The organism is Streptomyces sp. NPDC059092, from assembly GCF_042756365.1.
In the GTDB taxonomy this organism is placed as follows: domain Bacteria; phylum Actinomycetota; class Actinomycetes; order Streptomycetales; family Streptomycetaceae; genus Streptomyces.
The window spans coordinates 24,449-49,883 of record NZ_JBHZEJ010000004.1; the positions used below are offsets into that span (position 1 = coordinate 24,449).

Annotated in this window: 26 protein-coding genes; 18 read left to right on the plus strand and 8 right to left on the minus strand. The window is 71.4% G+C overall.

All coding sequences use genetic code 11. The features are described 5' to 3' along the window. Positions 1-9: 9 nt before the first annotated feature. A complete protein-coding gene (locus ACFXPL_RS03750; RefSeq protein WP_384911911.1) occupies positions 10-795 on the plus strand; it encodes a FadR/GntR family transcriptional regulator in 786 nt (261 codons plus the stop codon). Between the two features lie 199 nt (positions 796-994). Here ACFXPL_RS03750 and ACFXPL_RS03755 read toward each other — a convergent pair whose 3' ends face one another. Beyond that, positions 995-1,162: a hypothetical protein gene (locus tag ACFXPL_RS03755; protein ID WP_384911914.1), complete on the minus strand. Its 168-nt coding sequence runs from the start codon at positions 1,160-1,162 to the stop codon at positions 995-997. Between ACFXPL_RS03755 and ACFXPL_RS03760 the strand changes: the two genes are divergently transcribed. The 4 genes from ACFXPL_RS03760 to manD all read left to right on the plus strand — a co-directional run bounded on the left by ACFXPL_RS03760 (position 1,161) and on the right by manD (position 5,506). Continuing rightward, a complete protein-coding gene (locus tag ACFXPL_RS03760) occupies positions 1,161-2,339 on the plus strand; it encodes an ABC transporter substrate-binding protein (protein ID WP_384911917.1) in 1,179 nt (392 codons plus the stop codon). The genes ACFXPL_RS03755 and ACFXPL_RS03760 overlap by 2 nt on opposite strands. Then, entirely contained in the window at positions 2,339-3,325 is a 987-nt protein-coding gene (locus ACFXPL_RS03765) for a carbohydrate ABC transporter permease (RefSeq protein ID WP_384911920.1), read from the plus strand. The genes ACFXPL_RS03760 and ACFXPL_RS03765 overlap by 1 nt, the downstream gene beginning before the upstream one ends. Continuing rightward, positions 3,322-4,218: a carbohydrate ABC transporter permease gene (locus ACFXPL_RS03770; RefSeq protein WP_384911923.1), complete on the plus strand. Its 897-nt coding sequence runs from the start codon at positions 3,322-3,324 to the stop codon at positions 4,216-4,218. Before ACFXPL_RS03765 ends, ACFXPL_RS03770 begins: the two co-directional genes overlap by 4 nt. 73 nt (positions 4,219-4,291) lie before the next feature. Beyond that, positions 4,292-5,506, plus strand: coding sequence for a D-mannonate dehydratase ManD (manD, locus tag ACFXPL_RS03775; RefSeq protein ID WP_384911926.1), 1,215 nt, complete (start codon positions 4,292-4,294; stop codon positions 5,504-5,506). A 98-nt stretch (positions 5,507-5,604) separates the two neighbouring features. Here the strand turns inward: manD and ACFXPL_RS03780 are convergent, their stop codons facing one another. Both ACFXPL_RS03780 and ACFXPL_RS03785 read right to left on the minus strand, forming a co-directional pair. After that, on the minus strand, positions 5,605-6,063 hold the full coding sequence (locus tag ACFXPL_RS03780; RefSeq protein WP_384911929.1) for a PaaI family thioesterase: 459 nt from the start codon (positions 6,061-6,063) through the stop codon (positions 5,605-5,607). A 66-nt stretch (positions 6,064-6,129) separates the two neighbouring features. Beyond that, positions 6,130-6,750 (minus strand): LysE family translocator, encoded by a 621-nt coding sequence (locus ACFXPL_RS03785; protein ID WP_384911932.1) that lies wholly within the window; start codon positions 6,748-6,750, stop codon positions 6,130-6,132. Between the two features lie 112 nt (positions 6,751-6,862). Between ACFXPL_RS03785 and ACFXPL_RS03790 the strand changes: the two genes are divergently transcribed. Next, complete coding sequence (locus tag ACFXPL_RS03790) at positions 6,863-7,315, plus strand: Lrp/AsnC family transcriptional regulator (RefSeq protein ID WP_384911935.1); 453 nt, start codon at positions 6,863-6,865, stop codon at positions 7,313-7,315. On the opposite strand, the gene ACFXPL_RS03795 is transcribed toward ACFXPL_RS03790, so the two are convergent. Genes ACFXPL_RS03795 through ACFXPL_RS03805 form a run of 3 tightly spaced genes read right to left on the minus strand, consistent with a single transcriptional unit; the run spans position 7,316 to position 10,427 of the window. After that, on the minus strand, positions 7,316-8,812 hold the full coding sequence (locus ACFXPL_RS03795) for a tripartite tricarboxylate transporter permease (RefSeq protein ID WP_384911938.1): 1,497 nt from the start codon (positions 8,810-8,812) through the stop codon (positions 7,316-7,318). After that, a complete protein-coding gene (locus tag ACFXPL_RS03800; RefSeq protein WP_384911941.1) occupies positions 8,812-9,444 on the minus strand; it encodes a tripartite tricarboxylate transporter TctB family protein in 633 nt (210 codons plus the stop codon). The genes ACFXPL_RS03795 and ACFXPL_RS03800 overlap by 1 nt, the downstream gene beginning before the upstream one ends. After that, the gene (locus ACFXPL_RS03805; RefSeq protein ID WP_384911943.1) at positions 9,441-10,427 is read right to left on the minus strand and encodes a Bug family tripartite tricarboxylate transporter substrate binding protein; all 987 of its coding nucleotides are present in this window, start codon (positions 10,425-10,427) and stop codon (positions 9,441-9,443) included. The genes ACFXPL_RS03800 and ACFXPL_RS03805 overlap by 4 nt, the downstream gene beginning before the upstream one ends. Positions 10,428-10,579: 152 nt before the next feature. Between ACFXPL_RS03805 and ACFXPL_RS03810 the strand changes: the two genes are divergently transcribed. The 7 genes from ACFXPL_RS03810 (at position 10,580) to ACFXPL_RS03840 (ending at position 17,069) form a co-directional block, all read left to right on the plus strand. After that, a complete protein-coding gene (locus ACFXPL_RS03810; RefSeq protein WP_384911946.1) occupies positions 10,580-11,353 on the plus strand; it encodes an IclR family transcriptional regulator in 774 nt (257 codons plus the stop codon). Positions 11,354-11,371: 18 nt separating this feature from the next. Beyond that, on the plus strand, positions 11,372-11,953 hold the full coding sequence (locus ACFXPL_RS03815; protein WP_384911949.1) for an RraA family protein: 582 nt from the start codon (positions 11,372-11,374) through the stop codon (positions 11,951-11,953). After that, the gene (locus ACFXPL_RS03820; protein WP_384911952.1) at positions 11,946-12,857 is read left to right on the plus strand and encodes an NAD(P)-dependent oxidoreductase; all 912 of its coding nucleotides are present in this window, start codon (positions 11,946-11,948) and stop codon (positions 12,855-12,857) included. The genes ACFXPL_RS03815 and ACFXPL_RS03820 overlap by 8 nt, the downstream gene beginning before the upstream one ends. Before the next feature lie 176 nt (positions 12,858-13,033). Continuing rightward, complete coding sequence (locus ACFXPL_RS03825) at positions 13,034-13,795, plus strand: IclR family transcriptional regulator (RefSeq protein WP_384911955.1); 762 nt, start codon at positions 13,034-13,036, stop codon at positions 13,793-13,795. After that, on the plus strand, positions 13,795-15,000 hold the full coding sequence (locus ACFXPL_RS03830) for a CaiB/BaiF CoA transferase family protein (RefSeq protein WP_384911957.1): 1,206 nt from the start codon (positions 13,795-13,797) through the stop codon (positions 14,998-15,000). The genes ACFXPL_RS03825 and ACFXPL_RS03830 overlap by 1 nt, the downstream gene beginning before the upstream one ends. Continuing rightward, positions 14,997-15,857: a citryl-CoA lyase gene (locus ACFXPL_RS03835; RefSeq protein WP_384911959.1), complete on the plus strand. Its 861-nt coding sequence runs from the start codon at positions 14,997-14,999 to the stop codon at positions 15,855-15,857. Before ACFXPL_RS03830 ends, ACFXPL_RS03835 begins: the two co-directional genes overlap by 4 nt. Positions 15,858-15,977: 120 nt before the next feature. Then, a complete protein-coding gene (locus ACFXPL_RS03840) occupies positions 15,978-17,069 on the plus strand; it encodes a hypothetical protein (RefSeq protein WP_384911962.1) in 1,092 nt (363 codons plus the stop codon). Positions 17,070-17,188: 119 nt separating this feature from the next. Here ACFXPL_RS03840 and ACFXPL_RS03845 read toward each other — a convergent pair whose 3' ends face one another. Further along, positions 17,189-17,869 carry a GntR family transcriptional regulator gene (locus tag ACFXPL_RS03845; protein WP_384911965.1) on the minus strand — a complete coding sequence of 227 codons (681 nt, stop codon included), beginning with the start codon at positions 17,867-17,869 and terminating at the stop codon, positions 17,189-17,191. Between the two features lie 159 nt (positions 17,870-18,028). On the opposite strand from ACFXPL_RS03845, the gene ACFXPL_RS03850 reads away from it, so the two are divergent. From ACFXPL_RS03850 to ACFXPL_RS03870, 5 genes are all read left to right on the plus strand, one after another. Beyond that, positions 18,029-19,225 carry a 4-oxalomesaconate tautomerase gene (locus ACFXPL_RS03850; protein WP_384911968.1) on the plus strand — a complete coding sequence of 399 codons (1,197 nt, stop codon included), beginning with the start codon at positions 18,029-18,031 and terminating at the stop codon, positions 19,223-19,225. Positions 19,226-19,283: 58 nt separating this feature from the next. Then, positions 19,284-20,309: an amidohydrolase family protein gene (locus ACFXPL_RS03855; RefSeq protein ID WP_384911971.1), complete on the plus strand. Its 1,026-nt coding sequence runs from the start codon at positions 19,284-19,286 to the stop codon at positions 20,307-20,309. Positions 20,310-20,333: 24 nt separating this feature from the next. Continuing rightward, positions 20,334-21,017: a 4-carboxy-4-hydroxy-2-oxoadipate aldolase/oxaloacetate decarboxylase gene (ligK, locus tag ACFXPL_RS03860; protein ID WP_384911974.1), complete on the plus strand. Its 684-nt coding sequence runs from the start codon at positions 20,334-20,336 to the stop codon at positions 21,015-21,017. A 298-nt stretch (positions 21,018-21,315) separates the two neighbouring features. Beyond that, entirely contained in the window at positions 21,316-22,239 is a 924-nt protein-coding gene (locus ACFXPL_RS03865) for an amidohydrolase family protein (RefSeq protein WP_384911976.1), read from the plus strand. Positions 22,240-22,346: 107 nt separating this feature from the next. After that, positions 22,347-23,699: an MFS transporter gene (locus ACFXPL_RS03870; protein WP_384911979.1), complete on the plus strand. Its 1,353-nt coding sequence runs from the start codon at positions 22,347-22,349 to the stop codon at positions 23,697-23,699. A gap of 70 nt (positions 23,700-23,769) precedes the next feature. Here ACFXPL_RS03870 and ACFXPL_RS03875 read toward each other — a convergent pair whose 3' ends face one another. Next, positions 23,770-25,425 (minus strand): glycoside hydrolase family 13 protein, encoded by a 1,656-nt coding sequence (locus ACFXPL_RS03875; RefSeq protein ID WP_384911981.1) that lies wholly within the window; start codon positions 25,423-25,425, stop codon positions 23,770-23,772. Positions 25,426-25,435 lie beyond the last annotated feature (10 nt).

Here is a 25,435-nt window from a genome sequence, read left to right on the forward strand (position 1 = left end):
CTGCTGCGTATGCCGTCTGCCCCTTCCCCGCAGCCGGATCGTGGTGCACCTCCCGCCCAGCGCGGGCTCCTGACCGAACGCATCGCGCGTCAGCTGGAGCATGACATCCGGTCCGGAGACATCGCCGTCGGCACGAAACTGCCGTCCGAACGTGAACTCGCCGCCCGGTTCGGCTCCAGCCGGAACGTGGTCCGCGAGGTGTTGCGCCGCCTTGAGGCCCAGCACCTGATCGAGGTCGCGCCCGGCCGCGGGTCGTTCGTCCGGGAGCAGGCGCCCGGCCAGGCCCGCAGCTACGACGCCCTGTACCGCGCCGGCCGGCCCACGGTCCGGCAGCTCATCGAGGCACGCGTACCCCTTGAGGTCGAGATCGTCAGACTGGCGACGGAACGCGCCACCGCGCAGGACATGTCGGCGATGCGGGCCGCCAGGGACGCCGTGGAGACGGCCACCGATGTCGTCGCCAAGGCCCGGGCGGACGTCGATTTCCACGACGCGATCGCCGCGGCGAGCGGCAACCCCGTCCTGCGGATCATGCTGTCCTCGATCAGCGGGATGATGTTCGAGATGATGCTCCGCTCCAACTCCGACCCGTCGATCGGCGAGCCCGGCGTCCCGCACCACCCTGAGATCTTCGAAGCGATCCAGGCCCGTGACGTGGAGCTGGCCTGCGCGCGGATGCGGGCCCATCTGACGCTCGGGCTGCGCACGTACGGCGCCGATCTCGATGTCAGTGTGAACGCGATGGCCCGGCAGCACATCGAGTCACTGCTCGGCCGGGCCGACCACCAGGGTTAGGTCCTGCGGGCCGCCACCCTCAGCACGGATCAGGCCCCACAGGCCGCCACCCCCAGTACGTTCCGTGGCGTGTCACCGGACACAGCGTCACACCGGCGACAGAGTCTGTTCAGCGTGTGGTGTCTCTTGCTACGGTCCCTGTCACCGGCCCGACTGGTCCTACCAGTTGGACCAGTCGGATCGGATGGATCGGGACGTATCACACCGGAAAGACGAGGACGATGATGTCCACGAGCAGCCAGTTCCTCAGCCGGCGCTCCTTCGGCAAGGCTGCCGCCGGCCTCGCGGCCGCGGCGGGCGTGGGGTCGCTCGGCGCCTGTTCGACCGGGGGCGGCACCGCCTCGGCGAACGCGCCGTTGAGGATCATGGCGATCAACCACGTCTGGTCGCAGGCGATCAGACACCGCCTCAAGGAATTCGAGAACCGGGTCGGACGCAGGGTCTCCATGACCCTGCTCACCGCCGACCAGCTCTCCAACAGCTACAACGTCAAGCTCAACGCCTCCGGAACCGACGTGGACGTCATGATGGTCCGGGCGCTCCAGGACCAGTTGCTCTTCGGGCGCAACGGCTGGCTCACCGATCTCACCGGCCTGGTGAAGGGCGAGACCGCCTACGACTGGCCGGACTTCCAGGACGCCCCGCGCGAGGTGTCGGTCACCGCGGGCAAGGTCCTGAGCGTCCCCGTGGTGACCGAACGGCCGACGCTCTACTACCGCAAGGATCTGGTGGAGTCGCTGGGCGGGCCGCCCGGAACGCTCGACGATCTGATGGAGATGTCGCTCGAACTCGCCGACCGCGGCCGGAACTTCTTCGGCTACGTCGGAAGGGGGCAGCGCAACGGCGCCGTCAGCCAGTGGTCGAGCTTCCTCTACTCCTTCGGCGGTGACTTCATCGTCGACGGCGCGTCGGGCATCGGATCGCCGGAGGCGGTGGCCGCGTACACCTACTACGGCGCGCTGCTGGAACGGACCGGTCCGCCCGGGGCCACCAACATGAGCCTCGAACAGGCCATGCCGGTCTTCGCGCAGGGCAAGGCGGCCTTCTACGTGGACGCCGACGCCATCTACAGCAACTTCCTCGACCCGAAGATCTCCACCGTGGGAAAGACCGTGGGGTTCGCCCCCTTCCCGGCCGGTCCGGCCGGGGCCCGGCCGCACAACATCCCCTCCTGGAGCCTGGGCATCAACCGCTTCTCCCTTCTGCGCGACGAGGCGTGGGAGTTCATCCGGTGGGCCTCAGGGCCGGAGATGGTGGCGGAGTTGCAGGCGGCCGGCATCCCCGGAGCCCGCCGGTCGGCGTGGTCGGACCCGAGGACGCTCGCCGCGTTCCCGCCCGACCTCGCCGCGGCGATGCGGACCAACGCGCGGCGGGGCATCGGTTACGACCGGCCCCAGGTCCTCCAGGTAGGCCGCTCACGCGACATCGTCGGACGCCCGCTGGTGGCCGGAATCCTCGGCAAGCGGGTGGCGCCGGTCGCCCGCGACGCGGACGCCGAGTTCAACGACTTCCTGGTCCGCGACAACCGCCACAGGGAGTCCTGATGCGCACGACCGAGGTCACCACGACGATGCCGGACGGGACGCCCGGCGCCGCCTCCGAAGCGCGGAAGCCGCCCGCCCGGGGGTCCCGCCCGCGCGCGGCCCGGACCTTCGAGCAGGCCAACCGGCGTCTCAGGTGGGCGATGCTCGCACCGGCGCTCGCCTTCGTCGGCCTGATGATCGTCTTTCCGCTGGCCTTCACACTCAACCTCGGTTTCACCGACGCCTTCGGCGCGGTGAACGCCGACAAGAACTACGTCGGCCTCCAGAACTTCTCCGAATCCCTCGGCGACTCCCGCCGTTTCTGGCCCGCCGCGCAGCGCACGGTGATCTTCACCGTGGGCGCCGTACTGGTGGAGACCGTGCTGGGCCTGGCCCTCGCGATGCTCATGCGCAAGCCGTTCCGCGCCATGCGCTGGGTACGTACGGTCCTCATCATCCCGTTGCTCACCACGCCGGTCGCGATCGGCATCCTGTGGCTGCTCATCCTCGACCCGAGCAACGGCATCGCGAACCATCTGCTCACCTCGCTCGGGCTGCCCCCGCAGGAGTTCCTCGGCTCGGTGAGCCAGTCCCTGCCGACCCTGATGCTCATCGACGTATGGCAGTGGACACCGATGATGACGCTGCTCCTGCTCGCCGGGCTGACGACCCTCCCCGAGGAGCCGGAAGAGGCGTCCCTGGTCGACGGGGCCAACGGCTGGCAGCGGTTCCGGCACGTCATCCTGCCGATGCTCGGCCCGACGCTCGCCACCGCCCTGGTGCTGCGCGCCGTGGACGCGCTCAAGACGTTCGACGTCCTGTACGCGACGAAGGGGGCGGGCGGAGGTTCCGACTTCGAGGCGGAGACCCTCAACGTCTACGCCTACGGCCTGACCTTCGACTACCAGGAGTACGGGCTCGCGTCGGCGGTCCTGGCCCTGTTCACGCTCTTCATCATCGGCGTCGTGGTCCTGCTCCGCCGCCGTACCGGAAGGAAGACCGCATGAGCCCCGCCGCCGCCTTCTCCTCCGTACGGAGCACCGGCACCGCCGCTCCCCGCGGTGGCCCCGGCCCGTCACGGGCCGCCCGCCGGCGCCGTTACGGGTCCTGGCTGCGGGGCGTCGCCATCGCCGTCGTGACACTCGTCTTCGCGCTGCCGGTCATCTGGATGTTCGCCGCCGCCTTCAAGACGAACGTCCAGGTGACCGACCCGACCGTCGGCCTGTGGTTCTCCCCCACCCTCGACAACTTCCGCAACGTCCTCGGAACGGGGCAGATCCTGCGGCCGATGGGCAACTCCCTGCTCGTCGGCGTGGTGTCCACCGCGCTCTCCGCGCTCATCGCCGTACCGGCCGCCTGGGCCGTGGGACGGTTCAGGATGCGCCGTACCGGCTCCCTCATCCTGGTCGCGCGCATCGTTCCGGCGGTCTCCCTGCTGGTCCCCTGGTACTACCTGTTCGCACAGGCGGGCCTGGTGGGCTCCTACACCGTGCTGATCCTCAGTCATATGTTCGTCTCGGTCCCGCTGATCCTCTGGATCATGATCAGTTTCTTCGAGGGGCTGCCGGTCGAACTCGAAGAGGCGGCGCGCACGGACGGGCTGTCCGCGTTCGGCGCGTTCCGGCGCATCACTCTGCCGCTGGCCGCGCCGGGCACCGCCACGGCGTCCCTGCTGGCCTTCGTCTTCAGCTGGAACAACTTCATGTTCGCGCTGATCTTCGCCGACGAACACACGCAGACGGTGCCCGTGGCGCTGTTCAACTTCATCTCCTACGCGAGCACCGACTGGGGCGGCCTGATGGCCGCCGCCGGCCTCATCACGGTGCCGGTCCTCCTCGCCGCCGTCCTCGGACAGAAATACCTGGTGGCGGGGTTGACCTCAGGCGCCTCGAAGGGCTGACCCCTCCCCCGTACCGCCCCGTCCTGCCCCACCGTTCACCGTCCGCACCACACAGCTCAGGAAGAACGTATTCATGAAGATCGTCGACGCGAAGGTCGTCGTCACCAGCCCCGGCCGTAACTTCGTCACCCTGAAGATCACGACCGACGAGGGCCTCTCCGGCCTCGGGGACGCCACCCTCAACGGGCGTGAACTGGCCGTCGCCTCGTATCTGCGGGACCACGTGGCCCCCCTGCTCATCGGCACCGACCCGCACCGCGTCGAGGACACCTGGCAGTCGCTGTACCGCGGCGCCTACTGGCGCCGCGGGCCCGTGACGATGGCCGCGATCGCCGCGGTCGACGTCGCGCTGTGGGACATCAAGGCGAAGGCCGCCGGCCTTCCCCTGTACCAACTGCTCGGCGGCGCGAGCCGGGAGCGCGTGGGAACGTACGGACACGCCGACGGGAGGGACGTTCCCGAGCTGTTCGACTCGATCCGCGCCCGCCTGTCCGAGGGGTATCCCGCGATCCGGGTCCAGACGGGCATACCGGGGCTGAAGACCGTGTACGGCGTACACAGCAGCCCCGACCGCACCGAGGCCGCCGCCCACCAGCAGGCCCGCCCCGTGGTCGAGGACTGGGACACCGCCGCCTACCTGCGCCACATCCCCACGGTGTTCGAGGCGGTGCGGGGCGAGTTCGGGCCCGAGCTGCCCCTGCTCCACGACGCGCACCACCGGCTCACCCCCGCACAGGCGGCCCAGCTCGGCAAGGACCTTGAGCCCTACCGTCTCTTCTGGCTTGAGGACTGCACCCCCGCCGAGAACCAGGAGGCCCTTCGGCTGGTCCGGCGCCACACCACCACGCCCCTCGCGATCGGCGAGGTCTTCAACACCGTGTACGACTATCAGACGCTCATCGGCGAGCAGCTCATCGACTACGTACGCTCGGCCGTCACGCACTTCGGCGGCGTCTCCCCGCTGCGGAAGCTCTTCGACTTCGCCGCGCAGTACCAGATCAAGAGCGCCATCCACGGCCCGGAGGACATCTCGCCGGTCGGCATGGCCGCGGCCGTCCATCTCGACCTGGCGGTGCACAACTTCGGCATCCAGGAGTACGCGGGGCACACACCGCTGACCCATGAGGTGTTCCCGCACGCCTACACCTTCACCGACGGGCACCTCCACCCGGGGGAGACGCCGGGAATCGGAGTGGAGCTGAACGAGGAACTGGCCGCCGCGCACCCGTACGAGGCCGCGTACCTGCCGGTCAACCGGCTCCAGGACGGCTCCGTACACGACTGGTGAGCCCGGCCCGCACTTCGGCGCGAGGCCGGCCCGGCGTGAGGCCGGCCCGTCCTTCGGCGTGAGGTCGTGGACCGTCCTGCCGAGGACGGGCCGCGGCCTCACCGGCGCGGGCCGTCGACGCGGATCAGTGTCTGCTGGCCGTTCGCGACGAGCTTCCGCTCGCCGTGGTCCCGGACGCCGTACACCTCCAACTGGCACACGGTCAGCGTGCGTCCGGACCTCAGGACCGTCCCGACCGCCTCCACACGGTCACCGGCGGCGGGCGCGAGGAGGTTGATCTTGTACTCGACCGTGAGCACCTCGCAGTCCTCGGGGAACAGGGTGAGCGCCGCGTAGCCGCCGGCGCTGTCCGCGATGGCGCTGGTGGCGCCGGCGTGGACGTAACCGTGCTGCTGGGTCACCTCGGGACGGGCCGGAAGCACGATGTGTACGCGGCCGGTCCCGATGTGGGTGAGCCGAGCGCCGAGGTGGGCCATGAGACCCTGGCGTCCGAAGCTCTCCTCGATGCGCGCGCGGACCGCGGGTCCGGCCTGTTCCTGCCGCGTCGGGTCTTCCACGTCTCTCTCCTTCGGCGTCTCTGCCCTTCGACGGGATGCACGCCCCGCCAACGGTATGGGGCGGAGTTACCGGCCGGCCAGGCGTTCCACCAGCAGGAACCCGCCGATGCCGATCATCATGGCACCGGAGACCCGGGTGACGGCCCGCGCCGCCGAGGGCCTGGCCCTCAGGACGGTGCGGGCGAGGACGCCGACGCCGACGTAGACCACGGCGCAGGCCGTCATGTGGAGCGCGCCGAGCAGGCCGGTCTGCGCGGCGATCGGCCAGCCCTCGCCGGCATCGATGAACTGCGGGAACAGCGAGAAGTACAGCAGCAGCGCCTTGGGGTTCAGGCCGCTGATCCCGGCTCCCTTGAGCATGATCCGCGTCCGGGAGGAGCCCATGGCCTCCCCGGCGGCCGTCAACGGGGCGGGCCGGCTCAGCGCCCCCCAGCCCAGCCACATCAGGTAGCCGGCCCCGGCGACGGTCAGCGCGGTGAGCGCGGCCGGTGAGCTCGCCACGATCACCACCAGGCCGGCCACCGCGAGGAGCGTGTACCCGGCGTACCCGGCTATCAGCCCGGCGACCGCCGGCACGACCGACCGGTCCCGCAGACCGGCCGAGATCGCGTAGGCCCAGTCCGCGCCGGGGGTGCACACCAGCAGCAGGTCCACTGCCAGGAAGGCCGCCAGTGTTGTCGTGTCCATCGATCGTTCCCTCTCATGTTTCTCGCCCTGAGAGGGAAGATTAGGTCGAATATGCCCGAATATGTTTGCGTTCTTACCTCATGATCCCGTTGTTTGGGGGAGAATCTTCTTCATGGATGCCATGGACCGCAAGATTCTCACCGAGCTCCAGTTGGACGGCCGTCTGACGGTCACCGAGCTGGCCGCTCGCGTGCGGCTCAGCGTCTCGCCCTGCCACCGCCGCCTGCGCGACCTCGAACGCGCGGGTGCCATCCGCGGCTACCGCGCGGTCGTCGATCCGGCCGCCGTCGGTCTGAACTTCGAAGCCCTCGTCTTCGCCACGCTGCGCTGGGAGAGCCCCGACACCGTCACGGCCTTCGAGGAGGCCGTCACCGCCCTCCCCCATGTCATCCAGGCCCAGCGCCTCTTCGGTGAACCCGACTACCTCCTGCGCGTGGCGACCACCGACCTCGCCGCCTACCAGCGGCTCTACGACGAGCAGTTGGCCGGACTGCCCGGTGTCCAGCGCCTGACCTCCACCTTGGTCATGAAGCACGTCGTCGACGACCGGCCTCTGCCCGCATAGTCATCGCCGGGCGGCGCGGGTGCGCTGAATGAGCAGGCCGGCGATGCCGAGGGCGAGGACCAGGTAGAGGGTGATGGTGATGGGGCTGGAGACCAGCGTCGTGGGGTCGCCCTCGCTGACCGCCATCGCGCGGCGGAACTCGGTTTCGGCGAGGGGGCCGAGGATGACGGCGATGAGGACCGGGGCGACGGGCAGCCCGTAGCGGCGCATGGCGAAGCCGAGCAGTCCGATGGCCAGGACGAGGACGAGGTCGAGGATTTTACTGCTGGTCGCGTAGACGCCGAGCATGGCGAAGACGGTGATGCCGCTGTAGAGGTAGTGGCGGGGGACCTTGAGGAGCTTCGCCCACAGCGGCGCGAAGGGCAGGTTGAGTACGAGCAGCACGACCATGGCGATGAAGAAGCTCGCCAGCAGGGCCCATACGAGCTCGCTCGCCCGCTCGAAGAGCAGCGGGCCGGGCTGGAGGCCGTACTGACGGAACGCGGCCAGCATTACGGCGGCGGTCGCGGAGGTGGGCAGGCCCAGGGCGAGCAGGGCCCCCATCGCGGTGCCCGCGGTGGCGTTGCCCGCCGCTTCAGGGCCGGCGACGCCCTGGATGGCGCCCTTGCCGAACATGGAGTCGCTGCGGCGTGATCCGAGCCTGCGTTCGGTGCCGTAGGACAGGAAGGTGGGCACCTCGGATCCGCCGACGGGGATGATCCCGAAGGGGACGCCGATCGCGGTGCCGCGCAGCCAGGCGGGCATCGCCTGGCGCAACTCCCCGCGGGAGAGCCACAGCCGGCCGGTGGACGGCATGACGCGCAGGTCCTCCTGGGTTCCGCGCCGCGCGGCGACGGAGATGACTTCACCGAGCGCGAGCAGGCCCACGGTGATGACCACGATGTTGATGCCGTCGAACAGCTCCGGGAGTCCTCCGGTGAAGCGTGCGGCGCCGGACATGCCGTCGACGCCGACCAGGGCGATCGCGAGGCCGATGACCAGGGCGGCCAGACCGCGCAGGATCGAGTCGCTCACCACGGCCGAGATCGCGACGAACGCGAACACGGCGAGCGCGAGGTATTCGGCGGGGCCGAAGAGCGTGGCGAGTTCGGCCAGCGAGGGGGCGAAGAACACGACGAGCACGGAGGAGAGGATGCCGCCGATGAACGCGCCGATGGCGGCGGTCGCGAGGGCCTGGGCCGCGCGCCCGGACTTCGCCATCCGGTGGCCTTCGATGGACCCGGCGATCGCGGTGCTGTTGCCCGGGGTGTTCATCAGGATTCCGGCGGTCGAGTCGCCGAAGAGGCCGCCGAACAGGACGCCGGCGAACATGATGAACGCGCCGATGGGGTCGAGCGAGAAGGTCACGGGCAGCAGCAGCGCCACCGCCATCGCCGAACCGAGGCCGGGCAGTACGCCGACGGCCGTGCCCAGCAGGGCGCCGACGAGCACCCACAGCATGTTCATGGGTGTCAGGATCGTGAGGAACCCGTCACCGAGGTTGCTCAGTGATTCCATCAGAGAACTCCTGCCAGGACACCCGGGGGAAGGTTGAGGCCCAGCCCCGCGGAGAAGGCCAGTTGGACGGTGGACGAGATGGCGATCGACAGGAAGATGTCGAACACCGTCCGCCGGCTGCCGAGGGCACGGGCGACGCCCCAGAACAGCAGCGCGCCGGAGAGCAGCCAGCCGAGGGGGACGAGCAGGGCGATGAAGGCCGTGATCGTACCGACCAGTCCGGCCAGCGCCCGGTGGTTGCTGCGGATCCGGACCGCCGGGTCGGTGTCGCCGGCCGCGGTTTCAGCGGCGGGAGTGAGCGGAGTGACGGCGTCGGCGGCCCGTGCGGCGACTCCGTCCGCCGGAGCGGCGGCCCGCTCGGGCTCGGGGCGGCGCAGTACGTCGACGCCCAGGAGGACGGCGAAGACGAGGCACGCGACGGCGACCACGGTGGGGAACATCCGCGGTCCCGGCGAGGCGACGTTGGCCGGTACGTCCATGGTGAGTGTTCCGGCGCCCAGCACGATGCCGGTGACGAGCAGCAGCAGCGGAACGACCAGGCCGGTGCGTCGGCGCAGGAAGGCGGCCGGGCCGGTGTCCGCCGGGTGGGTGTCCGCGGGGGTGGTGTCCGCCGGCGCGGGGTGGGTGGTCACAGACCCAGCTCCTCGATGATCGTGTTCACCCTCGCCTGGTCCTGGCGGATGAAGTCGGCGAACTCGTCACCGGTCAGGAGGCTTTCCACCCACTTGTTGCGGGAGAGCGCGTCCTCCCACTCGGGGGTACGGGTCGCCTCGGTGACGATGTCCGTCAGTTCCTTGCGCTGCGCGTCGCTGATGCCGGGCGGGGCGACCAGGCCGCGCCAGTTGGGCAGCGACACCTCGACGCCCTGCTCGATGAAGGTGGGGGTGTCGATGCCGGGCACGGGCGTGTCGGCCGAGACCGCCAGTGCCCGCAGGTTGCCCGCCTCGATCTGGTCGCGGAAGTCGTTGTAGCTGCTGACCCCGAGTTCGACGGTGTTCGACAGCAGCGCCGTGAGCACCTCGCCGCCGCCCGCGAACGAGATGTAGTTGACGTCCTTCGGATCGATGCCGGCCTCCCGCGCGGCGAGTCCGGCGAGCAGGTGGTCGGTGCCGCCGAGTCCGCCGCCGCCGACGGCGTGGCTGCGCGGATTCTTCTTCCAGGCCGCCATGAAGTCCTTCAGCGTCCGGTACGGGGAGTCCGCGGGGACGATGAAGACCTGGTAGTCCTCGGCGAGCCGGGCGATCGGTGTGGTGTTCTCCAGGTCCACACGCGACTTGTTGACCGTGATGGCGCCTTCCATCACGGTGCCGGTCATCATCAGCCGTGTCGGGTCCTTGCCGAGTTCGACGAACTGTCCGAGCCCGATGGTGCCGCCGGCGCCTGGCACGTTGACGACCTGCACGTTGTTGACGATCGAACCGGCCCGCAGGGACTGCTGGAACTCGCGTGACGCGAGGTCCCAGCCTCCGCCTGGCGCGGCCGGGGCCGTGACGGTCAGCTTCGACCTCGGAGTGGCGCCCGAGGTGGAGTTGCTGGCGTCCACGGCGGCTGCCCCGGCGAGCACCGCGGTGCTCAGGGCACCGGCGACGCCGAGCATGAAACGTTTCCTCTGCACGACCACTCCCTTGTGATCTCGTACCGAGCTGTCTGTGATGGCCGGTGGCGTTACCCCAACGTGTCCATCTGGTGGATATTAATGACCGCCAGATGGTAAACATCATCTGCGGGACGAAGCAATGGAGACGGCACGACAAAGAAGGGAAACCGATGTCCCCGACGACCGACGGTGGCGGCATCCGGGCCGTGAGCCGGGCGTGGCAGGTGCTGCGCGCGTTCACCCCGGAACGCATGTCGCTCACGCTGACCGACCTCGTCCGCGAGACGGGCCTGCCGAGGACCACCGTCCTGCGGCTGGTGGAGACGCTGGCCGGGGAAGGGCTGGTGGAGTCCGGGGCGGACGGGCGGGTCCGGGTCGGCACCAGCCTGATCGCCTTCGCCGCCTTCGCCGACACGGCCTGGACGGTTCCGCCCGCCTCACTGGCACGGATGCGGGCCCTCGCCGCCGAGACCGGAGAGACGGTGAGCCTGTACGTACGGCAGGGCACGCGGCGCGTCGTGGTCGGCCAGGCCCCCAGCCCCAGCACCCTGCGCCATGTGGTGGAGCCCGGCGACGCGTTGACGATGTCCGTGGGGTCCGCCGCGTACGTCCTGCTCAGCCTCGAACCGCCCGCGGAGCGGGAGCTGCTCGTCGCGCGCATCGCCGCGGAGTGGGGCGGTGACGCCGAGGCGCTGCGGGCCGGGACGCGGGCCGCGGCCGAGCGGGGCTGGTGCGTCACCCACGGCGAGCGCGAACCGGGCAACAGCGGCTTGGCGGTCCCCGTCCCGTTCCCCGGCGGCGGCGCCCCCGCCCGCCCGCCGGTACTCGCCGTCGGCGGCCCCACCGTGCGGTTCACCGAGGAGAAGATCCCCGGCTTCGTGCACGCGGTCCGCCGCTGCGCCGAGGACATCGCCAGGACCGGTCTGCCGCCCGCACTGTACTGACCTCACCGAAGGAGAACCGTGCACAACTATCCGCCTCCCGGGGCGCTCCCCGTCGCCACCGTGTCCGACGCGATGGACCGGTTCGGCGTCGCCGACGGCATCCGCCCGCTGTGGCCGGGTGCGGTCCTGTCCGGACCCGCGTTCACCGTGTGGACACGGCCGGGTGACAACAAAGGCCTGCACGCCGCGTTCGAGACGATCCGGCGCGGGGAGGTGCTCGTCGTCAACGGGGGCGGGGACACGACCCGCGCGCTGATCGGTGAGCTGGTGGTGCAGAAGGCGAAGGCGCTGGAGATCGGCGGGATCGTACTCGACGGCGCCGCCCGGGACGTCGTCGAGCTGGCGCGGCTCGGCGTCCCGGTGTTCGCCCGCGCCGTCACGCCGGCGGGACCGTGGAAGACCGGTCCGTACCGCACGGCCGTCCCGGTCGCCGTCGGCGGTGTCCCGGTCAGCCCCGGGGACTGGGTGCTCGGTGACGACGACGGCGTGGCGGTCGTCCCGGCCGGGCAGGCCGACGACGTCGTCGCACGGACGCACCAGCTCATCGAGGGCGAGGCCGAGCGCCGCGCGGCCAACCAGCGGCTGGTGCCCCGTGGCTGACCGCCCGCTCGTCTGGATACCCCGGCCGGTCCACGACGACGCTCTGGCCCGGCTGCGCCCGCACGCCGAGGTGTGTCCCGGATACGGCCCCGAGGGCGTCACGTTCGACCAGGTCGGCGACCGGGTCACCGCCATTCTGCTGCGTACGGAACGTGTCGACGGCGCCATGATGCGCCGCGCGCCCCGCCTGCGCGTCGTGGCACGGCACGGCGTCGGTCTCGACACCGTGGACCTCGACACCGCGCGGGAGTTGGGGATCACCGTCACCACGACCCCGACCGCCAACAGCCGGTCCGTCGCCGAGCACGCCGTGGCGCTGCTGCTCGCGGTGCGCCGGGGCATCGGCATCGCGGTCCGCGACGAGGGGGACACCCGCGCCGCGATCCAGGGCCGGGAGCTGGGTGGCGCGACGCTCGGGCTCGTCGGCTTCGGCCGCATCGCCCGCGAGCTCGCCGCGATCGCCGGCCAGGGCTTCGGGATGCGGGTCCTGGCCCACGACCCGATGGTGCCCGGGTCCGTCATGACGGACGCCGGTGTCGAACCCGTGGACCTCCCCACGCTGTTGTCCCTGTCCGAGAACCTCAGCCTGCATGTTCCGCTGGTCGAGGAGACCCGTCATCTCATCGGTCTGCCGGAGCTGCTGGCGCTGCCCGAGGGCGCGGTGGTGGTGAACACCTCGCGTGGGGGCATTCTCGACGAGTCGGCGCTGCTCACGGCAGTCCGGCAGGGGCATCTGGCGGGTGCCGGCCTCGACGTCACGGCCGTCGAACCGCTCCCGTCCGACCACCCTCTGCGCGGCGAGCCGTCGGTCGTCATCACCCCGCACACCGGCGCGCAGACCGCGCAGGCCCTGCGCCGTATGGCGACCGAGGCCGCCGACCACATCATCGCCCACATCACCTGACCCGACGCCGGGCGCGCGCCCTCGCACCGCACCAAGGGCGAACCACCAGGTGGTTCACTTGTTCCACTGGATGGTTTCATGGTGTGATGGCGCGGCCCACTCACCGGCGAGGTGTCCGCCTCGCCGCGTGTCGGGACACCCGGACGGTCGAGACACCGAGACACGAGGGAAACGGCATGCCCGAATCCGACACCGGCGGGGTCCGCAGCGTGCAGCGCGCGGTGGACCTGCTCGCCCTCTTCGACGCCGAGCACCCCAGCCGGCCCGTACGCGAACTGGTCGACGCGACCGGACTGCCGAAGACCACCGTCGTGCGGCTGGTCCACACCCTGGAACAGTGCGGCCTGCTCTGGAGCCGGGGGGACGGCCATCTCGTTCCCGGCACCGGACTCCTGAGATGGGCGGAACTGGCCGGCCGGACCTGGCGGTTGCCGGAGGAGGCGCTGCGCCGCCTCGCCGAACTGAGCGAGGCGAGCGGGGGCGAAACGGCCTCGGTCTACGTCCGCCAGCAGAACACCCGTGTCTGCGTCGCCCGCCACGAAGGCACCCGCACCCTGCGCCACATCGTCCGCATCGGGGCGGAGATGCCACTGTGGTCGGGGGCCGCGAGCCACGTCCTCCTCTCCCAAGCGGACCGCGCCGACATCACCGCGGTGGCCTCCCGCGCACCCGACGACGACCGGGACGAACAGCTCTGGGAGCACACCCGGAAGGCCGCCGAGGACGGCATGGCCGTCAGCCACGGCGAACGGGAGCCCGGCGTCTCCGGTGTCGCGGCCCCCGTGTTCGCCGCCGCGTCGGGCCGCCTGACCGCGGCGGTCGCGCTGGGCGGCCCGACCACCCGCTTCACCGACGGGGCCATCGCCGGTTTCACCCCGGCACTGCTGGACACCGCACGCGCTCTCACCGCGCTCGACTGCATCGGAGGCACCGCCTGATGACGACCCCCCTCCTGGAGGGCGTACGGGTCCTCGATCTGACCAACGTCCTCGCCGGCCCCTTCGCCGGATATCAGCTCGCGCTGCAAGGCGCTGACGTCATCAAGGTCGAGATGCCCGAATCCGGCGATCTCGCACGCCAGTTGGGCGCGGACCGCGCGCTCGGGGAAGAACTGCTCGGAGCTTCCTTCCTGGCGCAGAACGCCGGCAAGCGCTCACTCACCCTCAACCTGAAGGACCCGGACGGGCGCGAGGCACTGCTGCGCGCGGTCCGCGACGCGGACGTCCTGCTGGAGAACTTCCGCCCCGGTGTGATGGACCGGCTCGGCGTCGGCTGGAAGACGCTGAGCGCCGAGAACCCCCGGCTCGTCTACTGCGCGATCTCCGGCTTCGGGCAGACGGGCCCCCTGCGGGACCGCCCGGCGTACGACCAGATCATCCAGGGCCTCAGCGGGATGATGAGCGTCACCGGCACCCCGGGGACCGCTCCGCTGCGGGCCGGGTTCCCCGTCGCCGACACACTCGGCGGCATGGCGGCGGCCTACGCGGTCGCGGCCGCGCTCGTACGCCGTGGCCGCACCGGGGAGGGCGCCTTCGTCGATGTGTCGATGCTGGAGTCCGCGCTCACCGCCATGGGGTGGGTCACGTCCAACTACCTGATCAGCGGACGCGTGCCCCAGCCCATGGGCAACGAGAACTTCACGGCGGCCCCGTCGGGCACCTTCCGTACCGCCGACGGCCACCTCAACATCGCCGCCAACCGGCAGCAGCAGTTCACCACCCTGTGCCGGCTGATCGGACGTGAGGACCTGACGACCGACCCGCGCTTCACGCATCCCGCCGACCGCAAGACACACCGCGACGCCCTGCGCGACGAGATCGAGGCGGGGCTCGCCGCCCGGCCGGCGGCGCGGTGGGAGGAGATCCTCTCCGACGCCGGGGTCCCGGCGGCGCGCGTGCTGTCGGTGCCGGACGCCCTGGGCCTGGACCACCTGGCCGCACGCGGCTTCGTCCACGATCTCCCCTTCCCCGACGGACGCGAGCGCTCCCTGCACGTCCTCGGCAGCCCGGTGCGCGTGGACGACGAACCGGCCGCGGCCCCTTCCCCTCCACCGCTGCTGGGCGAACACACCGACACGGTACTGGCGGAACTCGGCTACACCCCGGCGGAGATCACCGCGCTGCGCGAAGGCGGTGCGGTGTGACCGGCACAGCCCTACCGGCGAGCGGCGAACCGGCGCCTGACACCGCGGACAGGGGCGAGGCGATGATCGCCGAACGCACCGTGACCGACTGGTGGTCCACGGCGGTCAGCGAGATCCAGCCCGGCGAGATCCGGCTGCGCGGCTACCCGGTCGAGGAACTGATCGGCCGGGTCACCTTCGCCGAACAGATCTGGCTCATGCTCCGCGGCGAACTGCCCACTCCCCTCCAAGGGCGCCTGCTGGAGGCCGCGTTGGTCGCCGCCGTCGACCACGGACCGCAGGCCCCGTCGATCGCGGCGGCGCGTATGGCGGCGACCTGCGGCGTCGGGCTGAACAGCGCCGTCGCCACCGGGACGGGCCTGCTCGGGGACGTCCACGGCGGAGCGGGGCAGCAGTGCATGGAGGTGCTGCGCCGGGTGACCGACGGCGAGGACGCCTCCGCCGTCGTCGCCGAATACCGCGGTCGCCGCGCCTACATCCCCGGGTTCGGCCACCGCTTCCACCCCCGGGACCCCCGGCGGGACCCCCTGCTCGCGCTGGTACGGGAGGCCGTCGACGCCGGTGAGATCCCCGGCCGGGCCCTGGACGCCGGGCTGGCGCTGGAGTCGGCGCTCGCCGCGGGCCGGGAGCGCCCCGTACCCATGAACATCGACGGGGCCACCGCGATCATCTACGCGGAACTCGGCTTCCCGCCCCAGCTCGGCCGGGGCCTGTTCGTCCTCTCCCGCAGCGTGGGCATCCTCGCCCACGCCTGGGAGGAGACGGAGAACGGGGCGCGCATCAAGGGGCCGCTGCCCCGGCAGCTCCTCGCGGGCTACCACGGCCCGCCGGAACGCCACCCGGACCGAGGCGTCTGACTCCCGGCGGGGCTGCCGGACTTGGGGTTCCCGGCGGTGTCGGTGGGCTGTGTGATGATGCGGGGATGCCGACCGGTACTCAGGCGTGACCGGGCATGCGAGATGGGGCGGGGCCGCAGCATGACCAAGGACGAGGGGTCCATACCGGACGAGGAGTGGGAGCGTTTCCTGCGCGACGCCGGGGCCGGGACACAGGACGCGCCGAAGGAGCCTTCGGCGCGGGCCCGGATGGTGACGCGGCGGCTGCGGGAGGAGCCCGGCCCGCCGGAGGGCTGGCGGACCTATCGGCCGGCCCGGCGGCGACGGGGCATGACCTGGTACGCCGTCGGCCTGTTCGTCGCGGTCGCCCTGCTGGTCGTGTCGCTGATGCCGGGGCGGGTGGCCGGCTGGTTCGGCGGCGGAGACGGCGGGAACACACCGCTCGCCGCGGAGTCGGAGCGCCCCGACCATCCGCCGGCGACGGAGGCGGCAGTCCAACGGCCCACCCTGGAGGAGCCGTTCAGGGGTTCACCCGCGGCCCGTTGGGGGGACGGGATGGCGGCCGTCCATCTGCCCGAGGCACGGGCGACCGGCTGGATGAGCGAGGAAGAGGTCGCGCGGGCCCTCGGCCGGAGCCGGGACTTCCTCGCCGCGTCCGCTCTGGACGCCGGGGTGCTGCGCGGGGAGCGTCCGGTGAAGGCGATCGCGCTGCTCAATCCCCATCAGAAGGACGTCCAGGACTACCTGTCGGCCGCCTTCCGGGAGCCCGGCCGGGAGAACGATCCCCTGCTGCTGTTCAGCCGTTTCGCCAAGACGGAGGTGCGGCTCGTCGGGGACGTGGTCAAGACGCAGGGGCGGATCACGTACCGGGAGGGCGAGCGCGGCGCGGTCGAGGTGACCGCCGACGTCACCTATGTCTACCCGGTCGTACGCGCCGCCGCCGGAAGCGACGAGGTCGCACGGACCATCGTGCGCCGCGAGACGGTGATGAGCTGGGACGACCCGGAGAAGGTGGTCATCGAGCCGGGGACCTTCTCCCTCACCTCCTACAAGGTGGACACCACCAACGGCGGCTGCTCCGCCTCCACCGGCTACTTCACCCCCGCGTTCGGCACCGACCGCACGGCCTCGGGGAGCGGCCCCGAGGTCGACCCCTACGACCGGAGCACGTCGATGGACGCGCACATGCGGGAGGCCGGCGACACCGAGTGCGGGACCGCCAGCCGGTCGTGAGCGGCAGCGGACGGCCGCCACGGCGTCCCTGACGGCCACTCGGCACCGGGGCCCGTCCGCACGGGCCCCGTTCCTGACAGCCGCTCCGGACGGGCCCCGGTGCCGGCCGCGCCTGCCCCTCAAGCGGTACGGGCCCCCTCGCCGCCCCGGTCCGGGGTGGCTCCCAGTTCCTCGATGACGCTGTCGAGGTGCGCCCTCGCCGCCGCTTCCGCCGCCTCGGGGTCGCCGGCCACGATCGCGTCGATGATCGCCAGGTGCTGGGGCAGCGACCGGCTCGGGCGGCCCGGCCGCAGGGCGAGCCGGAACTGGTAGCGGACCATCTGCCCGTTCAGCCGTTCCAGCAGCGTCTTCGCGACGTCCTGCCCGCTCACCTCGGCGACCAGGTCGTGGAGGCGCCGGTTGAGCCCCGAGTAGGTGTCGAGTTCACCGCCGGCCACCGCCGCGCGCATCGCCGCGCCGATCTCCAGCAACCGCTCGTGGTGGCGCGGCGTGGCCCGCTCGGCGGCGCGCCGGGCGCACAACCCCTCCAGCGAGGCCCGGCACTCCGTGATCTGGACGGCCTCCTCCACCGGGATCACCCGGACGCGGGCGCCCCGGCGCGGGATCAGCTCGACGAGCCCCTCGGCGGCGAGGTCCTGCAGCGCTTCGCGGACCGAACTACGTGTGGCCCCGAACGTCTCGGACAGCTCCTGCTCGATGAGCCGCTGCCCGGGGACCATGTCCCCGGTGGCCAGCGCCGCCCGGATCCCCGTGCCGACCACACTCCGGCCCGCCTGCCCGGTGACCTGCTTCTGCGCCACCCCTACCGCCTCCCCGGTCCACCGTCGATCTCCGTCGCACCGCAGTCTATGGGGCGTCATGAGCCACGTGAACAACGCCGGAAACTTTTTCGTCAAGCATATTGTCAACAATCTGGTCGACGGTTAAGTTGGCGAGCGAAATCGTACGGAGGGAATGCGATGACGCAGCCCACGGCGGCCGAAGCCGCCCCCGAGCCCGGCCCCCGGACACCCGGCGACCAGGTGGCCGTCCCCTGCTGGTTCATGCGCGGCGGCACCTCACGCGGACCGTTCTTCCGCTCCGCCGACCTGCCCGCGGACCGCGCCGCCCGGGACGCCGTACTCCTGGCGGCCATGGGATCACCCGACCCGCGCCAGATCGACGGGCTGGGCGGGGCGAACCCCCTGACGAGCAAGGTCGGCGTCGTCGGCCCCGGCACCCGGCCGGACGTCGACCTCGACTTCACGTTCGCGCAGGTGCAGCCAGGCAGCGATCTCGTCGACACCACGGCGAACTGCGGCAACATGCTCGCGGCCGTGGTCCCCTTCGCCGTCGAGTCCGGCCTGCTGGTCCCGGACGGCGACACCACGACGGCCCGCGTCCTCACCCGTAACACCGGACTGGTCGCCGAGATCTCCATCCGTACGCCGCCGGCCGCGTCGCCCGGGGACCGCATACCGGCCGGCCGGTACGTCGCGTACGCGGGCGACACCGCCATCGACGGCGTGCCGGGCACCGCCGCGACCGTCACCATCGGCTTTCTCGACACGGCGGGCTCCATCTGCTCCGGCCTGCTGCCCACCGGGAACGTCCGAGACCGGGTGGAGGCCGCAGGTGTCGGCCCCGTCGACGTCACCTGTGTCGACAACGGGCAGCCCCTCGTGATCGTCGACGCGGCGGACCTGGGACGCACCGGCCACGAGTCCGCCGAGGCCCTGAACGCCGACACCGAACTCAAGGAGCGCCTGGAAGCGCTGCGGCTGGTCTGCGGCGAGCTCATGGGGCTCGGGGACGTGACCGCGAAGAACTACCCCAAGATGACGCTGGTCTCCCCGCCCGCGCGCGGCGGCACGATCACCACCCGCAGCTTCATCCCGCACGTCTGCCACGGGTCGATCGGGGTGCTCGCCGCCGTCACCGCGGCCACCGCCTGTGTGCTCGACGGATCGGTCGCGGCCGGACTGGCCGACGTCCCGCCCGGCACCGACGTCAGCGTCTCGGTGGAACATCCGGCCGGCGAGTTCACCGTACGACTCGGCCTGAGCGCGGACGCCCCGCGACGCGTGACCACCTCGGCCCTGGTGCGCACCGCGCGGCTGATCATGGCCGGCGACGTCCTGGTCCCCCGCCGTGCCCTCCACCCCGACCACGCCTGATCCACCCGAACGACCCGAACGACCCGAACGACCCGAACCAGCCCCAGGAGGAGCAGCGATGATCATCGACTGCCACGGCCACTACACCACCGCGCCCCCGGCGCTGGAGGAGTGGCGCAACCGGCAGATCGCCGGACTCACCGATCCCGCGCTCGACCCCGACCCGGCCGATCTGCGGATCAGCGACGACGAGCTGCGCCGGAGCGTCGAGGACAATCAGTTGCGGCTGATGGACGAGCGCGGCATCGATCTGACGGTCTTCTCCCCGCGGGCGTCCTTCATGGCCCACCACATCGGTGACTTCCGCGCCTCCGCCCGGTGGGCGGCCCTCTGCAACGAGCTGATCGCCCGGATCTGCGCGCTGTACCCGGACCGTTTCGCGCCCGCGGCGATGCTCCCCCAGTCCCCCGGTACCGACCCGGCCACCTGCGTCCCGGAGCTGGTCCGCTCCGTCGAGGAGTACGGGGCGGTCGCCCTGAACCTCAACCCCGACCCGTCCGGCGGCCACTGGACGGCGCCCCCGCTGACGGACCGCTCGTGGTACCCGGTCTACGAGAAGATGGCCGAGTACGACATCCCCGCCATGGTCCACGTGAGTACGAGTGTCAACCAGGCGTTCCACACCACCGGCGCCCACTACCTCAACGCCGACACCACGGCGTTCATGCAGCTCGTCCAGGGCGATCTCTTCACCGACTTCCCCGGCCTGCGGCTCATCGTTCCGCACGGCGGCGGAGCCGTCCCGTACCACTGGGGACGCTTCCGCGGGCTGGCGGCGGCGCTCGGCAAACCGCCGCTCGACGAGCATGTGCTGGGCAACGTCTTCTTCGACACCTGTGTCTACCACCAGCCCGGCATCGACCTGCTCCTCGACGTCGTCCCCGCCCGTAACATCCTCTTCGCCTCGGAGATGATCGGCGCCGTCCGCGGCGTCGACCCGGAGACCGGCCACCACTTCGACGACACCCGCCGCTATGTGGAGGCCGCCGGGCTGCCCCCGGAGACACTGGCCGACCTCTGCGAACACAACGCGCGCACCGTCTACCCACGCCTCGACGCCCTGCTGAAGCGGCAGGGACGCTGACCCGAGCGGAAGGAACAGCACATCGTGAACACACTCGGAGTCGTCCACCGGAACATCACCAGGGCCCCGCGCGCGGATGTCGACGCGCTCGCGCCGTTCGGTGTCAGCACCCTCCACGAGGCCATGGGCCGCACCGGCCTGATGCGCCCGTACCTCAGGCCCGTCTACCCCGGCGCCGCCTTCCGCGGGACGGCCGTCACCGTCCTGCTCCAGCCCGGCGACAACTGGATGCTGCATGTGGCGGCCGAGCAGCTCGAACCGGGTGACGTCCTGGTCGCGGCGTGCACCACCGAGTCCGAGGACGGGTTCTTCGGTGAGCTGCTGGCCACGTCGGTCCGCGCCCGGGGCTGCGCCGGTCTGGTCATCGACGGCGGCTGCCGCGATGTGGACGCGCTGCGGGAGATGGACTTCCCCGTCTTCAGCCGGGCCATCAACGCGAAGGGCACCGTCAAGGCGACCCTGGGTTCGGTCAACGTGCCGGTCGTCTGCGGCAACGCGCTGGTCCGGCCCGGTGACGTGGTGGTCGCCGATGTCGACGGCGTGGTCGTCGTACCGGCCGAGCGGGCCGGGGAGGTCGCCGAGGCGTCCCGGGTCCGCGAGGCCAACGAGGAGGGGAAGCGGCAGCGGTTCGCGGCCGGGGAACTCGGTCTCGACATGTACGCGATGCGTGAGCCGCTCCGGGAAGCCGGTCTCCGCTACCTCGACTGAGGCTCCCGGCCCAGGCTCTGTCTGACAAATCCCGCCTGCCACGCGACGCCTGGCACGCACGCTCGCCGCGTTGTCGGAGTCGGCCACGTACGTCCGGGCCGTCGAGAGCGCCGATCCTCCTCCTTGCGATCGCGCTCGGCATCCGAAGGGCAATTCAGTGCGCCGAGACGGAGCGAGTGCAGCGCACCGGACGCCCAGCGCCCCGCCCTACGGGCGGACGGCGCTATTCGTCAGACAGAGCCCAGGCCCCTCTCCGTCCGCCCGCATCCACGCCCGCACCCGTACGACCGGAGTTCCGATGAGCACCCGCGCCCCCAAGTCCCCCGGCTGGCTGGACTGGTACCCGAACCCGTCCAGGCCCGCCTTCACACTCCCGCCGGGAACCGTCGACACCCACTGCCATGTGTTCGGCCCCCAGGACCGGTTCCCGTTCGCCGCCGAACGGAAGTACACGCCCTGCGACGGCGGAAAGGACCAGCTCTTCGCGCTGCGCGACCGGCTCGGCGTCAGCCGCAACGTCGTCGTGCAGGCCACCTGCCACGGCGCGGACAACAGCGCCATGGTCGACGCCGTCCAGGCGTCCGGCGGCCGGGCCCGGGGCATCGCCACCGTACGTCCGGACATCGACGACGCCGAGGTGCGCCGCCTCCACGAGGCGGGGGTACGGGGCGTACGGTTCAACTTCCTGAAGCGGCTGGTCAACACCGCGCCCCAGGACGAACTGGCCGCCGTGGCACGGCGGATCGCGCCGCTGGGCTGGCATGTCGTCCTCTACTTCGAGAGCGCCGATCTGCCGGAGCTGGAGGGTTTCTTCGGCTCGCTGCCCACGCCCCTGGTCGTGGACCACCTGGGGCGGCCGGAGGTCACGGAGCCCGCCGGCGGACCGGAGTTCAGCCGCTTCCTGCGCTTCGTCGAACGCAACGACGTCTGGGTGAAGGTGAGCTGCCCCGAGCGGCTGAGCGTCACCGGTCCCCCGGCGCTCGACGGCGAGCGGCACGCGTACACCGATGTGGTGCCCTTCGCCCGCCGGGTCGTCGAGGAGTTCCCCGACGACGTGCTGTGGGGCACCGACTGGCCGCACCCCAACCTCACCGGCCACATGCCCGACGACGGACTCCTCGTCGACTACGTACCGCAGGTCGCGGTCACCGCCGAGCAGCAGCGGAAGCTGCTGGCCGACAACCCGATGCGGCTCTACTGGCCCGGCGGGTCCACCGGCTGACGGCCACCCCCGCACCGCACCCCCCACCTTGTCACCGCTGCCGGCCGGCCCCGTCCGCCCCGTCCACCCCACTCCTTCTTCCTCTCCTCACTCCGACAGAGGCCCCCATGTCCCACTCCAACGCGCTGAACCGGCTGAACCGATTGCCGGTCTTCCGGTTCCACAGGACCACCCTGCTCGTGGTGTCCTTCGCCTACTTCTTCGAGTTCGCGGACATCAACAGCTTCGCGACCACGGCGCCCAAGCTGATCAATCTGTGGGGCGTCACCGTGAACCAGGTGGCCTACGTCACCTCGCTGTCGTTCGTCGGCATGTTCTTCGGTTCCGTCATCGCCAGCGGCATCGCCGACCGGTGGGGCCGCAAGAAGGCGCTCACCATGACCACGGTGTTCTTCGGGGTGTTCTCGTTCATCTCGGTCTTCTCCTGGGACATCGTCTCCCTCGGTGTGTTCCGGGTGCTGACCTCGGCCGGGCTGTCCGCGATGACCGTGGTGGCGGTCATCTACGTCAACGAGATCTATCCGGCCGCCGTCCGCGGCAAGTACCAGGCGTACGCGATCGTCATCGGCATCTGCGGCACGCCCGTCACCAACCTGATCGCCAGTGTGGTGGTGCCGCTCAGCGACTGGTCGTGGCGGCTGGTCTACCTGTGGGGTGCGGTCGGCCTGCTCTTCGTCTTCTTCGCACGCGGCCTCAAGGAGTCCCCGCGCTGGCTGGAGAGCCGGGGCCGGCACGCCGAGGCCGACGCGATCCTGACCGAGCTGGAGGCCGGGGCCACCGCGGAGAAGGGCCCCCTGCCCGAGCCCGCGCCGCCGGTCGACGAGGAGCCGGTCGCCAAGGCGACCCTGCGTCTGCTGCTGCGGAAGAAGTACCTCGCGCCGACACTGCTGCTCACCGTGGTGTGGGTGACCCAGACCATCGGCTTCTTCGGCTACTCCAGTTGGGCGCCCACCCTGCTGGCGAAGGAGGGCTTCAGCGTCGAGAAGTCGGTGTTCTACGTGGCCCTGACGACGGTCGGCGCGCCGCTCGGTTCCTTCCTGGCCTCCCTGGTCACCGACCGGTTCGAGCGCAAGTGGTGTCTGGTCGCCTTCGGTACGGTCATCGCGGTCTGCGGTCTGCTCTACGGGCTCACCTTCGACCCGATCCTGATCGTGGTGTTCGGCTTCCTGGTGAACCTCTTCGAGCGGGGTTACACCGCGCTGGGGTACGCGTACTCGCCCGAGGTCTTCGACGATCGCAGCCGTTCCCTGGGCACCGGTGTCTCGTACGGGCTGGGGCGGCTGTCGAACGCGGCCGGGCCGCTGATCATCGCGGCCCTCTACAACAGCTCCGGCTACCAGAGCGTCTTCTACTTCATCGCCGGCACCTGGCTCTTCGGCGCCGTGGCCCTGGCGGTCTTCGGCCCCAGGACCCGGGCGGCCAGGCTGGCGCGGGAGGAGAAGCCCCAGGTGGCGGCCTGACCCGCGCCGCTCCCGTTCCCCGTTGCCGCCGGTGCGCTGTCGACCGGCGGCAACGTGCGGTGTGCTCCCCTCACGGGGCGGCGCGCAGCCACACTGCCGTGTCCTGGGGAAGGCGGCCCGCCGCCAGTGGGCCGCTGGTGAGCAGCACCTCCGCGTACGGGGGCAACGGCGCGGGCTCCGCCGAGAAGTTGACCACGCAGATCAGGGCGGTCCCGGAACCGGCGCCGGCCCCGTCGTCCGCGGCCCCGGCGCCCCCGTCCCGTACGAAGGACAGCACCCCCGGCGCCGACTCCAGCCAGCTCATCGGCCCGTCCCCGAAGCCGGGTCCGGTACGCCGCAGCCGCAGGGCCTCCCGGTAGAGCGTGAGCATCGAGCCGGGGTCGGCCGCCTGGAGGTCGGCCGCGTACAAGGGCCAGAACTCCGGCTGCGGCAGCCACGGTTCGGCGGCCGGGCCGAACCCCGCGTACGGCGCGTCCGCCGTCCACGGCAGCGGCACCCGGCAGCCGTCGCGCCCCGGATCCTTGCCGCCGGAGCGCGCGTGCATCGGATCCTGGATCCGGTCCAGCGGTACGTCCGCCTCCGGCAGGCCCAGTTCCTCGCCCTGATAGAGGTAGGCGGAGCCGGGCAGGGCCAGCGAGAGCAGGGCCGCGGCGCGCGCCCTGCGGGTGCCGAGTCCGTGGTCGGTCGGGGTGCCGAACTCCTTGGCCGCGAAGTCGAATCCGGTGGCCTTCCGCCCGTACCGGGTGACGGTGCGGGTCACATCGTGGTTGCAGAGCACCCAGGTGGCGGGTGCGCCGACGGGCGTGTGCTCGGCGAGCGTCGCCTCGATGGCGGCCCGCAGCCGGCCGGCGTCCCAGGGGCACGCCAGGAAGCTGAAGTTGAACGCGGTGTGGAGTTCGTCCGGACGGAGGTAGCGGACGAAGCGCTCGGTGTCGGGCAGCCACACCTCGCCGACGAAGACCGCGTCGTACGCGTCGGCGATGGTGCGCCAGGAGCGGTAGATCGCGTGCAGTTCGTCGAGGTCGACGTACGGGTGCGGGTCGCGGCCGGCGGTGAAGTCCGGCAGCGCGGGGTCCTTGGCGAGGAGCGCGGCCGAGTCGATCCGTACCCCCGAGACGCCCCGCTCGAACCAGAAGCGCAGCACCTCCTCGTGCTCCCCGCGCACCGACGGGTGGGCCCAGTTGAGGTCGGGCTGCTCGGGGGCGAAGAGGTGCAGGTACCACTCGCCGTCGTCGAGCCGCGTCCAGGCCGGGCCGCCGAACTCGGAGACCCAGTCGTTGGGCGGGATCTCGCCGTGCTCGCCGCGCCCGGTCCTGAAGTGGAAGAGGGCGCGTTCGGGGCTGCCCGGTCCGGCCGCCAGGGCCGCCCGGAACCAGATGTGCCGGTCGGAGACGTGGTTGGGCACGACGTCGATGATCGTACGGAGGCCCAGCTCGCGCGCCTCGGCGATGAGTTTCTCGGCCTCGGCGAGGGTGCCGAAGGCCGGGTCGATGGTGCGGTAGTCCGCCACGTCGTAGCCGCCGTCGGCGAGCGGTGAGAGGTACCAGGGAGTGAACCAGAGCGCGTCGACGCCGAGTTCGACCAGATACGGCAGCTTGGCCCGGACACCCGCGAGGTCCCCGGTGCCGTCGCCGTCGCCGTCGGCGAAGCTGCGTACGTAGACCTGGTAGATGACGGCGCCGCGCCACCAGAGGGTGTCGGCGGGCGCCGGCGGACTGCCTTCCATGCGGTGGTTC

What these genes read in the sequence shown, in the direction of transcription:
- ACFXPL_RS03750 (WP_384911911.1), top strand. Translation starts at nt 10, where the DNA reads ATGCCGTCTGCCCCTTCCCCGCAGCCGGATCGTGGTGCACCTCCCGCC.
- ACFXPL_RS03760 (WP_384911917.1), top strand. Translation starts at nt 1,161, where the DNA reads ATGGCGATCAACCACGTCTGGTCGCAGGCGATCAGACACCGCCTCAAG.
- ACFXPL_RS03755 (WP_384911914.1), bottom strand. Translation starts at nt 1,162, where the DNA reads ATGATCCTCAACGGCGCGTTCGCCGAGGCGGTGCCGCCCCCGGTCGAA.
- ACFXPL_RS03765 (WP_384911920.1), top strand. Translation starts at nt 2,339, where the DNA reads ATGCGCACGACCGAGGTCACCACGACGATGCCGGACGGGACGCCCGGC.
- ACFXPL_RS03770 (WP_384911923.1), top strand. Translation starts at nt 3,322, where the DNA reads ATGAGCCCCGCCGCCGCCTTCTCCTCCGTACGGAGCACCGGCACCGCC.
- manD (WP_384911926.1), top strand. Translation starts at nt 4,292, where the DNA reads ATGAAGATCGTCGACGCGAAGGTCGTCGTCACCAGCCCCGGCCGTAAC.
- ACFXPL_RS03785 (WP_384911932.1), bottom strand. Translation starts at nt 6,750, where the DNA reads ATGGACACGACAACACTGGCGGCCTTCCTGGCAGTGGACCTGCTGCTG.
- ACFXPL_RS03790 (WP_384911935.1), top strand. Translation starts at nt 6,863, where the DNA reads ATGGATGCCATGGACCGCAAGATTCTCACCGAGCTCCAGTTGGACGGC.
- ACFXPL_RS03795 (WP_384911938.1), bottom strand. Translation starts at nt 8,812, where the DNA reads ATGGAATCACTGAGCAACCTCGGTGACGGGTTCCTCACGATCCTGACA.
- ACFXPL_RS03810 (WP_384911946.1), top strand. Translation starts at nt 10,580, where the DNA reads ATGTCCCCGACGACCGACGGTGGCGGCATCCGGGCCGTGAGCCGGGCG.
- ACFXPL_RS03825 (WP_384911955.1), top strand. Translation starts at nt 13,034, where the DNA reads ATGCCCGAATCCGACACCGGCGGGGTCCGCAGCGTGCAGCGCGCGGTG.
- ACFXPL_RS03830 (WP_384911957.1), top strand. Translation starts at nt 13,795, where the DNA reads ATGACGACCCCCCTCCTGGAGGGCGTACGGGTCCTCGATCTGACCAAC.
- ACFXPL_RS03840 (WP_384911962.1), top strand. Translation starts at nt 15,978, where the DNA reads ATGACCAAGGACGAGGGGTCCATACCGGACGAGGAGTGGGAGCGTTTC.
- ACFXPL_RS03850 (WP_384911968.1), top strand. Translation starts at nt 18,029, where the DNA reads ATGACGCAGCCCACGGCGGCCGAAGCCGCCCCCGAGCCCGGCCCCCGG.
- ACFXPL_RS03855 (WP_384911971.1), top strand. Translation starts at nt 19,284, where the DNA reads ATGATCATCGACTGCCACGGCCACTACACCACCGCGCCCCCGGCGCTG.
- ACFXPL_RS03865 (WP_384911976.1), top strand. Translation starts at nt 21,316, where the DNA reads ATGAGCACCCGCGCCCCCAAGTCCCCCGGCTGGCTGGACTGGTACCCG.
- ACFXPL_RS03870 (WP_384911979.1), top strand. Translation starts at nt 22,347, where the DNA reads ATGTCCCACTCCAACGCGCTGAACCGGCTGAACCGATTGCCGGTCTTC.
- ACFXPL_RS03875 (WP_384911981.1), bottom strand. Translation starts at nt 25,425, where the DNA reads ATGGAAGGCAGTCCGCCGGCGCCCGCCGACACCCTCTGGTGGCGCGGC.